The 12,758-nt window shown below is 66.0% G+C and carries 13 protein-coding genes; 12 read left to right on the forward strand and 1 reads right to left on the reverse strand.

What is annotated here, in order from left to right; all coding sequences use genetic code 11:
- Window positions 1-16 precede the first annotated feature (16 nt).
- The 6 genes from JYG36_RS11905 (at window position 17) to JYG36_RS11930 (ending at window position 5,789) form a co-directional block, all read left to right on the forward strand.
- Window positions 17-544 (forward strand): Csu type fimbrial protein, encoded by a 528-nt coding sequence (locus tag JYG36_RS11905; protein ID WP_093381654.1) that lies wholly within the window; start codon window positions 17-19, stop codon window positions 542-544.
- A 17-nt stretch (window positions 545-561) separates the two neighbouring features.
- On the forward strand, window positions 562-1,095 hold the full coding sequence (locus JYG36_RS11910; RefSeq protein WP_045194058.1) for a Csu type fimbrial protein: 534 nt from the start codon (window positions 562-564) through the stop codon (window positions 1,093-1,095).
- Between the two features lie 3 nt (window positions 1,096-1,098).
- Window positions 1,099-1,602, forward strand: coding sequence for a Csu type fimbrial protein (locus tag JYG36_RS11915; RefSeq protein ID WP_093381657.1), 504 nt, complete (start codon window positions 1,099-1,101; stop codon window positions 1,600-1,602).
- A gap of 40 nt (window positions 1,603-1,642) precedes the next feature.
- Complete coding sequence (locus JYG36_RS11920; protein WP_093381660.1) at window positions 1,643-2,434, forward strand: fimbrial biogenesis chaperone; 792 nt, start codon at window positions 1,643-1,645, stop codon at window positions 2,432-2,434.
- 65 nt (window positions 2,435-2,499) lie between these two features.
- Window positions 2,500-4,827 carry a fimbria/pilus outer membrane usher protein gene (locus tag JYG36_RS11925; protein WP_249744440.1) on the forward strand — a complete coding sequence of 776 codons (2,328 nt, stop codon included), beginning with the start codon at window positions 2,500-2,502 and terminating at the stop codon, window positions 4,825-4,827.
- Entirely contained in the window at window positions 4,824-5,789 is a 966-nt protein-coding gene (locus JYG36_RS11930) for a Csu type fimbrial protein (protein WP_213604064.1), read from the forward strand. Before JYG36_RS11925 ends, JYG36_RS11930 begins: the two co-directional genes overlap by 4 nt.
- Here JYG36_RS11930 and JYG36_RS11935 read toward each other — a convergent pair.
- Entirely contained in the window at window positions 5,753-6,961 is a 1,209-nt protein-coding gene (locus JYG36_RS11935) for an MFS transporter (RefSeq protein WP_213604066.1), read from the reverse strand. The genes JYG36_RS11930 and JYG36_RS11935 overlap by 37 nt on opposite strands.
- Before the next feature lie 91 nt (window positions 6,962-7,052).
- Here JYG36_RS11935 and JYG36_RS11940 point away from each other — a divergent pair, with 91 nt between their 5' ends.
- The 6 genes from JYG36_RS11940 (at window position 7,053) to JYG36_RS11965 (ending at window position 12,683) form a co-directional block, all read left to right on the forward strand.
- Entirely contained in the window at window positions 7,053-7,502 is a 450-nt protein-coding gene (locus JYG36_RS11940; protein ID WP_213604068.1) for a winged helix-turn-helix transcriptional regulator, read from the forward strand.
- Window positions 7,503-7,607: 105 nt separating this feature from the next.
- Window positions 7,608-9,110: an APC family permease gene (locus tag JYG36_RS11945; RefSeq protein ID WP_045194052.1), complete on the forward strand. Its 1,503-nt coding sequence runs from the start codon at window positions 7,608-7,610 to the stop codon at window positions 9,108-9,110.
- Entirely contained in the window at window positions 9,070-9,654 is a 585-nt protein-coding gene (locus JYG36_RS11950) for a DUF3156 family protein (RefSeq protein ID WP_093381672.1), read from the forward strand. Before JYG36_RS11945 ends, JYG36_RS11950 begins: the two co-directional genes overlap by 41 nt.
- A gap of 117 nt (window positions 9,655-9,771) precedes the next feature.
- The gene (feaR, locus tag JYG36_RS11955; protein ID WP_213604071.1) at window positions 9,772-10,716 is read left to right on the forward strand and encodes a transcriptional regulator FeaR; all 945 of its coding nucleotides are present in this window, start codon (window positions 9,772-9,774) and stop codon (window positions 10,714-10,716) included.
- A gap of 131 nt (window positions 10,717-10,847) precedes the next feature.
- Entirely contained in the window at window positions 10,848-12,071 is a 1,224-nt protein-coding gene (locus JYG36_RS11960; protein WP_213604073.1) for a multidrug effflux MFS transporter, read from the forward strand.
- A gap of 27 nt (window positions 12,072-12,098) precedes the next feature.
- On the forward strand, window positions 12,099-12,683 hold the full coding sequence (locus JYG36_RS11965; protein ID WP_213604075.1) for a TetR/AcrR family transcriptional regulator: 585 nt from the start codon (window positions 12,099-12,101) through the stop codon (window positions 12,681-12,683).
- Window positions 12,684-12,758 lie beyond the last annotated feature (75 nt).

Genomic DNA, 12,758 nt, shown 5'->3' on the forward strand with positions numbered 1-12,758 from the left:
TAAAGGAACTGGCAGTATGAAAGGGATAATGCTGTTGACGCTTGGCCCGCTGCTGTTGCTCAGCCCCGATGCTTTCGCGGCCATGAGCGGGCATATCCAGGCGCGCCTGGTGATCAGCAGCGCCTGCCAGATCAGCGGCGGGCCGGGCACCCTGGAAACCCCAGGCGGCGGTGTACTGGATTTTGGCAGCCAGGGCCCGAGCTGGACCAACCCACTGCGTTCCGGCATCGAAGAGGCCACCGGTGACGGCCGCCTGCAGGTGCGCTGCAACCCGGCGGTGCGCGCCTTTACCGTGAGCATCAACGGCGGTGCCAACGGTGATGGCGCCACCCGGCGCCTGAGCAATGGCCGCGAGCTGATCCCCTATGAGCTGTCTGCCGACCCGTCGGGCCGGGCCCGTTACAACATCGGCCAGACCCGCAACTTTTCGGTCAGCAGCGCCGCGCAGATTCCGATTCCAATCTACGGTGCAGTAGTCGCCCATCCCAAGGCGCTACCGGCCGGCATTTACCGTGACACCCTGATGGTGACCCTGGACTGGTAATACGCAAGGAGTGACTCATGCACCCGAACCTCTCACGCTTGATTTTCGCAGGCCTAGGCCTGGCGCTCGCCACCCAGGCCCAGGCGGCCACGGTAACCGGCAACATCACCGCCACCCTGACGCTGATCGCCAGTTGCCAGGTCAACGGGGGCGGCGGTGCCAGCGGCCTGAACTTCGGTACGCTGAACTTCGGTACCCAGGAAGCGCTGTTCACCACTGCCGGCGGGCAGGTGCTGGGCGGCGGCGGTGGCGCCATGAGCATCCTCTGCTCGAGCGGCACAGTGCCGGTGATCAAGGTGCGTGCCGGCGCCCACGACAGCCAGTCGCCCGGCGGCAGCCGCGCGCTCTACGATGGTGTGGCCAATTACGTGCCCTACGACTTCTACACCGATTCAGGGCATACCCAACTGCTGGTCATCGACGGCACCATCACCTTGCCGACCAGTACCGGCGTGGCCCAGACGGTTAACCTGTATGGCCAGGCCAAGGGCAAGGCGGGCCTGCCCGCCGGGGTGTACACCGACACGGTGGCGGTCGAGCTGAGCTTCTGAACCGTGCCCCGCGCCTTGCCTGCGCTGCTGGCCCTGGCCGCCTTCAGCGTACCGCTGCCCTTGGCGGCGGTGCTGACCAGTACCTTTCAGGTCAGCGCCACGGTGGCGGCCGGCTGCCTGGTGGTGGGCGGCGTGAGCAACTACGGCAACCTCAATTTCGGCAGCTATTCGGCGCTGTCGACCAGCAGCGTCACCACCGCCCTGGGCGGCACCACGGTGACCCTGCAATGCACGCCAGGAGTGAGCTTGAGCATGAGCGTCGATGCCGGGCTGAACAGCGCCAGCGGCACGCGCAACCTCAAGCGCAGCAGCGGCACCTCGCTGGTGGCCTACCAATTGTTTCGCGACGCCGGCTTCAGCCAGAGCCTGGGCATCAACCAGAGCGTGGCGGTGAGCTACAGCGATCCGACCACGATCAAGTTGCCGGTTTACGCCCGGGCCCAGTTGACCGGCAACCTGCCGGCCGGCAGTTACACCGATGTGGTGCAGGTGGTGCTGACCTTTTGAACGGCGCCGCCGGATGAATATGACAATAAGGAGAGTGTGCATGGAAGTAGGCGCCGGCAGTTCGCGCTTGAGCTACACCCTGTTGAGCTGCGCCCTGGCGCTGTTGTGCAGTGCGCCGTTGCAGGCCGCCACCTCGGTACTGATCTGGCCGATCGATCCGGTGCTGGAGGCCAATCAGAAAGCCGGCGCGCTGTGGCTGGAAAACCGTGGCGATGCGCCGGCCAACCTGCAGGTACGGGTGTTCGCCTGGCGCCAGGGCGAGTTCGACGACCAGTACCAGGCCCAGCGCGAGATTATCGGCAGCCCGCCAGTGGCCAACATCGCCCCGGGGCAAAAGCAGCTGATTCGCCTGACCCGCACCGGCAGCTCGCCGGTGGGCCAAGAGCAGGCCTACCGGATCATCATCGATGAAATTCCCCCGGCCTTGCCGGCCGCGGCCAGCGCCGACAAGGCCCAGGCGGCGATCCGCTTCCAGATGCGTTATTCGGTGCCGCTGTTCGTCTATGGCGAAGGCTTGTGGGGCAAGCCTGACCCCAGTGGCCAGCGCGGTGACAGTGCGGTGGGCAAGCCGTTGCTGAGCTGGCGTCAGGTCTCTGTACAAGGCAAGCCCTATGTGGAAATCCGCAACAGCGGCCCGGTGCATGCGCGCCTGACTGACGTGGTGCTGCAGCAGGGCAGCCAGAGCCGGCCGCTGGTGGAGGGTTTGCTCGGCTATGTGCTGCCCGGCGCCAGCATGCGCTGGCCGGCGCCGCAGCCGCTGGGCGCCGCTTCAGTGCTCAAGGGCCGGGTCAATGGCCAGGAGCCTGCGCAAACCCTGAGTCAGGGGCAATGAACGACAGCTAGCAGCACTACAGGGGCCAGGGAGGACCCGGTAATGGTCGGATACTGTGTGTGAGCATCTCTTCGGCGCTGCGGGCCTGTGGCCTGACCGTGCTGGGCTGTGGTTCGCTGCTGGCTGGCGAGCTGCCGCCGCCCCCGGCCAGCCTCGAGGCGGTCGCCGATGCGCCGTTGTTCCTGGAACTGCTGGTCAACCAGATGAGCAGCCCTGAACTGGTGGCGGTGCAGCAGCGCGCCGGGCGCCTGTACATGGCCACCGCCGACCTGCAGGCGGCTGGCATCGAGCTGCCCGGCGAGTACGGCGACGAAGTGGCGCTGGACAGCATCCCCGGCCTGCACACCGACTACGACAGCCAGGGCCAGCGCCTGGTGCTGCAGGTGCCACCGGCCTGGTTGCCGACCCAGCGCATCGGCAGCCGCCAGTTGTACCCGGCCAGCGAAGCGCGCAGCAGCTTTGGCGCCTTGCTCAACTATGACCTGTATTTCAACGATACCGACGACGGTGGCCGCTATCTCGCGGCGTGGAACGAGCTGCGCCTGTTCGACAGCTGGGGCACGCTGTCGACCACCGGCCAGTGGCGTCAGTCCCTGGGCGGCAACGACTACGCCGACAGCCAGGAAGGCTTTCGCCGCTACGACACCACCTGGCGCTACACCGACGAGGCGCGCCTGCTGACCCTGGAAGTCGGCGACGTGCTCAGCGGCGCCTTGCCCTGGACCAGTTCGGTGCGCCTGGGCGGCCTGCAACTGTCGCGTGACTTTGCCGTGCGCCCGGACCTGGTCACCTACCCATTGCCGGCCTTTGCCGGGGAAGCGGCGGTGCCGTCCTCGGTGGATCTGTTCATCAACGGCTACAAAAGCTCCAGCGCCGATTTGCAGCCAGGCCCCTACACCCTGACCAACGTGCCGTTCATCAACGGCGCCGGCGAGGCGGTGGTGGTGACCACCGATGCCCTCGGCCGGCAGGTGTCGACCACCTTGCCGTTCTATGTCACCAGCAGCTTGTTGCAAAAAGGCCTGGCGGATTTCTCGCTGGCCGCCGGCAGCCTGCGCCGGGACTACGCGCTTCGCGACTTTGCCTATGGCCCGGGGGTGGCCGCCGCCAGTTTGCGCTACGGCCTGAGCGACAGCTTCACCCTCGAAAGCCACGCCGAGGCGGCCGAGTCCCTGGCCCTTGGCGGGCTGGGCGGCAACTGGCAGGTGGGCAACTGGGGCGTGGTCAATGCGGCGCTGAGCCAGAGCAGCTTCGACAGCCGCAGCGGCCAGCAACTGAGCGTCGGCTACCAGTACAACAGCCAGCGCCTGGGCTTCAATTACCAGCGCCTGCAACGGCGCGGCGACTATGCCGACCTGTCGCTGGTCGACAGCCCCTACACGCGCCTGAGCCAGCGCAGCGAACAGGTGACCATGAGCGTCAACCTCGAACGCTACGGCAGCCTCGGCGCCGGTTACTTCGATGTGCGCGCCGGTGACAACTCGCGCACCCGTTTGCTCAACCTCAGCTGGAGCAAGCCGTTGTGGCGCAACAGCAGCCTGTACCTGTCGGCCAACCGCGAAATCGGCGACAGCCAGTGGGCGGTGCAGGCGCAACTGGTGATTCCGTTCGACCTGCGCGGCACCCTGAGCTTTAGCGTTGAGCGCAACAAGGAGGGCCAGAACCAGCAACGGGTCAACTACAGCCGCGCGGTGCCCAGCGAAGGTGGCTTGGGCTTCAACCTCGGTTACGCCGACGGCGACCGTGAGGCTTACCGTCAAGCCGACGTCACCTGGCGCCTGCAGTCGGTGCAACTGCAGGCCGGTGCCTATGGCAGCAGCGACAGCATGACCCGCTGGGCCGATGCCAGCGGTTCGCTGGTGTGGATGGACGCCGGGCTGTTCGCCGCCAACCGTATCGACGATGCCTTCGTGGTGGTCAGCACCGAGGGTTTTGCCCAAGTGCCGGTACGCTACGAAAACCAGCTGGTCGGGCGCACCGACAAGAACGGCCACCTGCTGGTGCCCTGGAGTAGCGCCTACTACCGCGCCAAGTACGAGATCGACCCCATGGAACTGCCGGCCAACGTCCAGAGCCCGCAGGTCGAGCAGCGGGTGGCGGTGCGCCGGGGCAGCGGCTACCTGCTGGAATTCCCGCTGCAACGGGTGGTGGCGGCGAGCATCGTCCTGGTCGATGGCAACCATAAGGAACTGCCGCTGGGCAGCCAGGTGCGCCATGAGCAGAGCGGGGCGCTGGCGGTGGTCGGCTGGGACGGGCTGGTGTACCTCGAAGGGCTGGCTGCGGACAACAGCCTGCAGGTGCAGATCGCCAACGGCGGCAGTTGCCGGGTGCAGTTCAAGCTGGCGCCCGAGCAGGACCAGGTGCCGCTGATCGGCCCGCTGGTGTGCCAATGAAGCGCCTGCTGATGCTCCTGGCCGTGCTCGCCAGCCCCCAGGTGCACGCGTTGTGCTCGGTGATCGATACCGCGCCGGCAAGCTTTGGCAGTGTCAGCTCGACCCTGGTGCGCACCACCGTGCAGTCGGCCTCGACCCTCAATGGCGGGCTGCAATGCACCGGCTCGCTGGTCAGCCTGCTGGCCAGCGACGATCACTTCTACGCCACTTTCACCCCACCGGCCGGCAGTACCGGCCTGCTCGGCCCCACGGGCGATGTGATCGGCTACACCCTGTACGCCAACAACACCACCAACTACCCGATCGCCCGCAGCCTGCCTTACGACTTCGCCCGCAACGGCATCCTCGATGCCTTGGGCCTGCTCAACGGCACCACGCCCAAGTCGGTGCCGCTCTACCTCAAGAGCCTGAGCGGCAGCAACGTCGCCGCCGGCCTTTATCAGGAAGTCCTGACGGTGTACTGGAACATCAGCTACTGCTGGGGCATTGGCGTCGGCAGTATCTGCCTGGGCCGGCAGAACCTTACCGGCACCACCAGCCTGACCGTGAGCCTGACAGTCACCAATGACTGCCAGATCACCAGCCCCAACATCAGCTTCGGCAGCGCGCCGGTGGTCGGCGGCTTCAGCACGGTCAACAGCAACGTCAATGTCTCCTGCACCAAGGGCAGCAACTACACCGTGGGCCTGGACGATGGCCAGAATGTCTCCGCCGGGCGCCGGCGGATGAAGTCGGCGGCCAACAACTATATGGCCTATGACATCTTCAAGAGCGCCGGCAGCGTGCGTTGGGGCAGCGTCACCACGGCCCGGCGGGCCAGCAGCGACGCCGATATCAACCCCGGTGTGGGCACCGGCACCGGCAGCCAGATCTTCAACTACAACGCCAAGGTCTACACCGACCAGGCCACACCGCCCGCCGGCACCTACCTGGACAACGTGATACTCGACGTGCAGTTCTGAGCCCGTGCGCCTTCGCTCAGCCACCAGTAACCCAGGGCCACGGCATTGAGCAGCGCGCCATAGGCACACACCAGCAGCCAGCCGCCCCAGGCATAGGCCAGGGTCGAGGTCAGCGCGCCGAAGGCACTGCCCACCGAGTAGAACAGCATGTAGGCAGCGGTCAGCCGGCTGTGGGTGGCTTCAGGCAGGTGGTAGATCAGGCTCTGGCTGGCGACGTGCACGGCCTGCAGGCCCAGGTCGAAGACCACCACGCCGAGCAGCAGCGCCCACAACGAATATTCAGTCAGGGCGATGGCCGCCCAGGACGCCAGCATCAACACCAGCGAGCCGCCGCTGACCCACTGGCCCAGTCCGCGATCCACCAGCGCCCCGGCCCGCGCCGCCGCCAGTGCGCCCGCCGCGCCCGCCAGGCCGAACAGGCCCACTTCGCTGGTCGACAACGACAGCGGCGGGGCGCTCAGGGGCAACACCAGCGGCGTCCACAGCACCATCGCCGAGGCGAAGCTGAGCAGGGCCAGCACTGAGCGCCGGCGCAGCAGCGGTTCATCGCGCAGCAGCAACGCCAGTGAATGCAGCAGCTCGCGGTAACTGCCCGCCGCCTGCACCGGTTGTTGCCGAGGCAGCACGCGCCAGAGCAGGGCGGCAATCACCAGGGTCAAGGCCGCCGACAGCCAGTAGATCGAGCGCCAGCCGGCGAGGTCAGCCATGGCCCCGGACAAGGTACGCGCCAGCAAAATGCCAATGACGATGCCGCTGGTGATCACCCCCACGACATGACCGCGTTCGCTAGCCGCCGACAGCGTCGCGGCATAGGCCACCAGTACCTGGGTGACCACCGCCAGCAGGCCGGTCAGGCCCATGCCCAGCAGCAGCCAGGGCGTGCTCGGTGCCCAGGCAATCAGCACCAGGGCCAGGGCCGACAGTAGCGACTGGCCGACGATCAGCCGCCGGCGGTTGAGGCGATCGCCCAGCGGCACCAGCAACAACAGGCCCAGGCCATAGCCGACCTGGGTCAGGGTCACCACCAGGCCGACCAGGCCGGGGTCGATGGCAAATTCCCGGACCATGGCTTCGAGCAAGGGTTGCGCGTAGTAGACATTGCCAACCGCCAGGGCGCAGGCCACGGAGAACAGCAAGATGACGGCGGATGACATTCGGTGTTGGGGCTGCATGGGCTCGATCCTTCTGGTTGCATAATGAAACCAGTTGTACGCTAGAGAAACTGGTTTTATATTGCAACCACTTTCACTGGCGAGATTTCCCATGGTCCAACGTACCCGCCTGCAAGACGCCGAATGCCCGGTGGCGCGTTCCCTCGATGCCATTGGTGACTGGTGGTCGCTGCTGATCGTGCGTGACGCCTTCGATGGCCTGAAGCGCTTCAGTGAGTTCCAGCGCAACCTGGGCATGGCCAAGAACATCCTCAGCACCCGCCTGCGGCAACTGGTCGAGCACCAGATCTTCGAGCTGGTGCCGGTGTCCGAGGGCAGCGCCTACCAGGAATACGTGCTCACCGAGAAAGGCCTGGGACTGTTCCCGTTGATCGTCGGCTTGCGCCAATGGGGCGAGGCGTTCTACTTCGCCGAGGGCGAGGCCCATTCGCAACTGGTCGACCGCGAACACGGCAAACCGGTCAAGGCCCTGCAGTTGCGCGCCGCCGACGGCCGCCTGCTCGGCCCGCACGACTGCGTGCGCCTGCCGGCCCGGGGCTGAGCCTGGCAGCCAGCTACAACCTTCACGGCAGCCACGGGCAAGACGGCCATTGCCAGCGCGCGCAGAGTAGGACCACTGTCATCCTTCTGCTCGAGGTCTTTTGCCATGTCGCTCAACGACACGCTCAGTGCGCACCTGAATCGCGGCACGGTCGGCTTTCCCACCGCCCTTGCCAGTACCATCGGCCTGATCATGGCAAGCCCGGTGATCCTCACCGCGACCATGGGCTTCGGTATCGGCGGCAGTGCCTTCGCCGTGGCCATGCTGATCGCGGTGGTGATGATGCTGGCGCAGGCGACCACCTTTGCCGAGGCGGCGTCGATCCTGCCGACCACCGGCGCGGTGTACGACTACATCAACTGCGGCATGGGGCGCTTTTTCGCCATCACCGGCACGCTCTCGGCCTACCTGATCGTCCACGTCTTTGCCGGCACCGCCGAGACCATGCTGGCCGGGGTCATGGCCCTGGTGAACTTCGAGCACCTCAACACTCTGGCCGAATCGGCCGGTGGTTCGTGGCTGCTGGGTGTCGGCTTCGTGATCATCTTCGCCATCCTCAATGCTTTTGGCGTCAGCGCCTTCGGCAAGGCCGAGATCATCCTCACCTTCGGCATGTGGACCACGCTGATGGTCTTCGGCGTGCTCGGCTTGATGGCCGCGCCGGCGGTGGAGCTGGAGGGCTGGTTCGGCGTGTCGCTGGTCGGCACGGACCTGGTGACCATCCTCTCGCTGGTGGGCATGGCCATGTTCATGTTCGTCGGCTGTGAGTTCGTTACGCCGCTGGCGCCGGATTTGCGCCAGTCGGCGAAAAGCATGCCGCGGGCCATGGCCCTGGGTCTGCTGGGGGTGGCGACGTGCATGTTCATCTATGGCGCGGCGATGAAGCGCCAGGTCGACAACGTGCTGCTCGATGCCGCCAGCGGCGTGCACTTGCTCGACACGCCCATGGCCATCCCGCGCTTTGCCGAACAGGTGATGGGCGATATCGGCCCGCTGTGGCTGGGCATCGGCTTTCTGTTCGCCGGTGCGGCGACCATCAACACGCTAATGGCCGGGGTGCCGCGGATCCTCTACGGCATGGCCGTGGACGGCGCCTTGCCCAAGGTCTTCACCTACCTGCACCCGCGCTTTAAAACGCCGCTGCTGTGCATCCTCGTCGCCGCCTTGATTCCATGCCTGCACGCCCTGTGGCTGGGCGGCAACACCGACCGCATCATGCACCTGGTGCTGGCGGCGGTGTGCGCCTGGAGCACCGCGTACCTGCTGGTGACCCTGTCGGTGGTGATCCTGCGCATCCGTCGCCCGGACCTGCCACGGGCCTATCGCTCGCCATGGTTCCCGCTGCCGCAAATCCTCTCGAGCGTCGGTATTGTCCTGGGCATGTGGTTCATCACCCCGCCGGGCATGGACCCGGCCGACATCTACGTGCCCTTTGGGTTGATGCTGGCCGGCACCGCGGTGTATGCGCTGTTCTGGACGCTACTGGTGCAGAAGGTCAACCCGTTCAAGCCGGCTTCGGTGGAAGAGGTGCTGGCGCGCGAATTCGCTCATCAACCGGGGACTGCACATGGCTATTGCCCTGCGCCAACTGTGGCAAAGGCTGTCTGATCGGGCGCCGGCCGGCTATCGGCCGGGGCTGACCCTTGAAAAGCTGCAACGCAACCTCGGCCTGGACAGCTTCGAGGTGCTCGGCCCGGGCCTTGGTCGCTTCAACTGGGCCGGGCAGGCGGTGCAGGTGCGCGAGCGCTGCGAAGCGCAGTTGCTCATGCACCTGGTGCTGAGCGAATTCAGCCTGAGCCTGCCTGCCACAGGGCAGGGCAGCGCCCACCTTGAACTGCACCACAGCGGGTCATTGCGCCGCAGCGGCCTGCGGGTTCAGCTGCGTCAGGGCGAGCCGGCGTTGCAGGCCGAACTGCAACGGCGCCTGCTGGCCGATAGCGCGTTGCTGCAGGCACTGATGCCCCTGGACTTCAAGCGCCTGCGCCTGCACAGAAGCGACGGCCAATGGACCCTGACCCTCGAACACATCGGCGCCAGCGAGGTGGTCAACCGCCTGCCGGCCTTTCGTCGCTACATTCGCCTGAGCCCCGAACAACGCCAGCACCTGCTGGCCACCCTGCAAGGCGTGCCGGGGCTGTTGGCCGGGCTCTGAGCCGGCCATCTGGCATCAAACCTGCTTCCACTCTGGCTGCTTCACGCAAGTTGCGCGCACATAGATAACATGTTAACTATTGCCCAACAAAAACAAGATGCCATTGTGGAGGTACCCATGAGTATCCATCACGCCAGCAGCCCTGCGCTGGAACGCTGGAACGCAACGATGCAGAACATCTGCGGGGTGTACGAGACGGAACTGGCGTTCAACCCCTCGCTGTTCATCGGCGAGATTTCCACCTGGTCGCGCGGCGGCCTGGCCCTGGCCAACCTGCGTACCAACGCCGGGCTGATCCGCCGCAAGGGCCTGAACAGCGACCGCGACAACGACCAGCATTGCTTTCTGGTCAGCCAGCGCACCGGCTTCTCGCAGATCACCCAGAACGGCGTCAGCATCCAGCTGGCGCCCGGCGAAATGCTCCTGATGGACGCCGCCGGTGCCTGCGAAATCATGCCCTTCGGCCTGATCGAGCACGCTTCGCTGTCGTTGTCGCGGGCCGAGGTGTGCAAGCAGTTGGGCAGCGACAGCCGCACCTTCGGCAAGATCTCCCAGACCCGCGCCTGCGGGCGCATGCTGCACCTGCTGATGGACCAGCTGTGCAAAGAGCAAAGCGCCGGCGAAGACGAGCAGAGCGAAGGTCAGGCGCTGCACTGCGCCTTCCTGTCGCTGCTCGGTTCGGCCCTTGAAGGCAGCGACGACCTCTGCGCGTTGCCGGCCTCAATACAGGGCGCCAACCTGCGCAGTTATGTGCAAAAAGTCATCGATGACTCCCTCGGTCAGGCCAACCTGACCCCGGTCAACCTCGCCAACCGCCTGAACATTTCCGTGCGCCACCTCTACCGCCTGTTCGAAGAGCAGGGCGACAGCGTCTGCCGCTACATCCAGCGCGCGCGCCTCAAACGCAGCGCCGCCGACCTCGCCAACCCGGTGCTCAAGCGCGAGTCGATCACCACCATTGCCTACAAATGGGGCTTCACCGACTCGGCGCACTTCAGCCGCTCGTTCAAGAAGCAGTTCGAGCAGTCGCCCAAGGACTACCGCGCCAGCAGCCTGGCCTGATCAGCGTTTGATCGTTGCTGGCTTGACCGCAGGATGCGGTCTGTATAGGCTCGTCCGACCTGGCTACCTACCGATAGGTAGGTAGAGCGCCAAGCGCCAGCCAGGTCCCGTTTTTATCTGGAATCAAGCCTATGCACAGTGCAGCCTCCACGCCGACCGCCCGGGTCGGCTTCGCCATTTCCCTGGCCCTGATCGGCGCCCTCGGGCCCTCGGCGGTCGACATGTACCTGGCCAGCATGCCAAGCATCGCCAGCGAGTTCGCCACCTCTTATGCCGGGGTGCAACTGACCCTGACCGTGTTCCTCCTGGCCATGGGCGCCGGGCAGTTGTTGTTCGGGCCGTTGGTCGACACCCTCGGTCGGCGCCGGCCGTTGCTTGCCGGTTTGCTGGTATTCGTCTTGAGCTCGCTGGCCGCCGCTGCCGCGCCCGACCTCAACAGCCTGCTGCTGGCGCGTTTCATCCAGGGCCTGGGTAGCGCCCTGACCCTGGTGGTGATCATGAGCATGGTCCGCGACGTTGCCGAAGGCGCGCGGGCGGCGCAGATCTTCGCCTTGCTGATGACCATCGAAGGCCTGGCGCCGGTGATCGCCCCGGCATTGGGCGGCTTTGTCGGTGCGCACTTTGGCTGGCGGGCGATCATGCTGGTGCTGGCGGCATTGGGCGTGCTGGTGCTGATCAACTCGGCGCTGATGCTCAAGGAAACCTTGCCCGAGGACAAGCGCATGGCCTGGCAGCCTCGGGAGTTCTTGCGCACTTACGTACGGATCGCCCGTGACCGCCAGTTCCTGCGCCCGGCCCTGGCCTTGTCGGCGGTGTTCTTCTTTCTGTTTGCCTACATCGGCGGGGCCGCTTTCGTTTACCAGCATCACTTCGGGCTGTCGGTCGAGGCGTTCGGCACCCTGTTCGGCGCCACCGGCGTGGCCATTCTGCTCGGCGCCATCACCGCGGGCCGCCTGGTGGCGCGCAAGGGCCTGGTGCGCCTGGCCCGCTGGGGCGCGGCGTGCATGCTGGTCGGCGCCGTGCTGGTGCTGCTCGGGGCGCTGAGTGCGGCGGGGCTGGTGGGTATCGTTGCCGGCATGGCGGTTGCCATGTTCGGCCTGGGCATTGCCGAGGCCACGCTGATGTCGCTGGTGATGTCTTCGCAGAGCACCGCGCTGGGCTCGACTGCTGCGTTGCTCGGTGCCTTCCAGTTGATCATTTCGTCGTTCGCCACGCCATTGTCGGGCATCATGGCGCCTTTGGGCGCGGCGCACTGGGCGTTGTTGCTCGGCCTTTCGGCGCTGTGCGTGGCGCTGCTGGTGCACATCAGCACCCGCCATGCCGAGCCGCAGGTGCACAGCCTGGCTGGGCATTGATCCGTATTTGTTGGGGGAGACACCGCTATGAGAAGCCTGACGCCGTCGGCGGAAAAGATCTGCGCGATTGCCGTCGAGCAGTTTGCCGAGCTGGGTTATGACGCCTCGTCGCTCAACGATATCGCCGCGGCGGCGGGCATGCGCAAGCCGTCGTTGTATGCGCATTTTGCCGGCAAGGACGACCTGTTCCAGGTGGTCTATGCCCGGGCCCTGCACGCCGAGCACGAGTACCTGGAGGCGTGCTTTGCCGAGCAGGTGCCGACCGGCGAGCTGCCGGGGCAACGTTTTGCCGAGCGCTTGAACGCGCGCTACCAGGCCTCGGCGCATTTGCGCTTCATGCTGCGCACGGCGTTCTTCCCGCCCAGTGAACTGCGGCCGGTGATCTGTGCCGGCTTCGAGGCCTACCTGGCGAGGCTGGGCGAGTTGTTTGCCCAGGCGTTGCGCACGTTCGCGCCGGGGCTGGAGGAGGGGCAGCAGCGCTTGTATGGCGATGCCTACCTGGGGATCGTCGACAGTTTGAATGTCGAGTTGATCTATGCGGGGGCGGAGGCGTTCGAGCGGCGGTTGGCGGCGCTTTGGTGGATGTTCGGGATGTCGTTGGCCAGGCTCTAGGGCCTCATCGCGGGTCAAGTCGGGTCGCCGCACCGCCGCTCCTACAGAGTGGCTCTGTGTGAGCGGCGGTGCGGC

It is taken from the genome of Pseudomonas sp. SORT22 (assembly GCF_018417635.1).
GTDB lineage: Bacteria > Pseudomonadota > Gammaproteobacteria > Pseudomonadales > Pseudomonadaceae > Aquipseudomonas.

Excerpts from the sequence above, each read along its gene's own strand:
- JYG36_RS11905 (WP_093381654.1), top strand. The coding sequence starts at position 17 with ATGAAAGGGATAATGCTGTTGACGCTTGGCCCGCTGCTGTTGCTCAGC.
- JYG36_RS11910 (WP_045194058.1), top strand. The coding sequence starts at position 562 with ATGCACCCGAACCTCTCACGCTTGATTTTCGCAGGCCTAGGCCTGGCG.
- JYG36_RS11920 (WP_093381660.1), top strand. The coding sequence starts at position 1,643 with ATGGAAGTAGGCGCCGGCAGTTCGCGCTTGAGCTACACCCTGTTGAGC.
- JYG36_RS11930 (WP_213604064.1), top strand. The coding sequence starts at position 4,824 with ATGAAGCGCCTGCTGATGCTCCTGGCCGTGCTCGCCAGCCCCCAGGTG.
- JYG36_RS11935 (WP_213604066.1), bottom strand. The coding sequence starts at position 6,961 with ATGCAGCCCCAACACCGAATGTCATCCGCCGTCATCTTGCTGTTCTCC.
- JYG36_RS11940 (WP_213604068.1), top strand. The coding sequence starts at position 7,053 with ATGGTCCAACGTACCCGCCTGCAAGACGCCGAATGCCCGGTGGCGCGT.
- JYG36_RS11945 (WP_045194052.1), top strand. The coding sequence starts at position 7,608 with ATGTCGCTCAACGACACGCTCAGTGCGCACCTGAATCGCGGCACGGTC.
- JYG36_RS11950 (WP_093381672.1), top strand. The coding sequence starts at position 9,070 with ATGGCTATTGCCCTGCGCCAACTGTGGCAAAGGCTGTCTGATCGGGCG.
- feaR (WP_213604071.1), top strand. The coding sequence starts at position 9,772 with ATGAGTATCCATCACGCCAGCAGCCCTGCGCTGGAACGCTGGAACGCA.
- JYG36_RS11960 (WP_213604073.1), top strand. The coding sequence starts at position 10,848 with ATGCACAGTGCAGCCTCCACGCCGACCGCCCGGGTCGGCTTCGCCATT.
- JYG36_RS11965 (WP_213604075.1), top strand. The coding sequence starts at position 12,099 with ATGAGAAGCCTGACGCCGTCGGCGGAAAAGATCTGCGCGATTGCCGTC.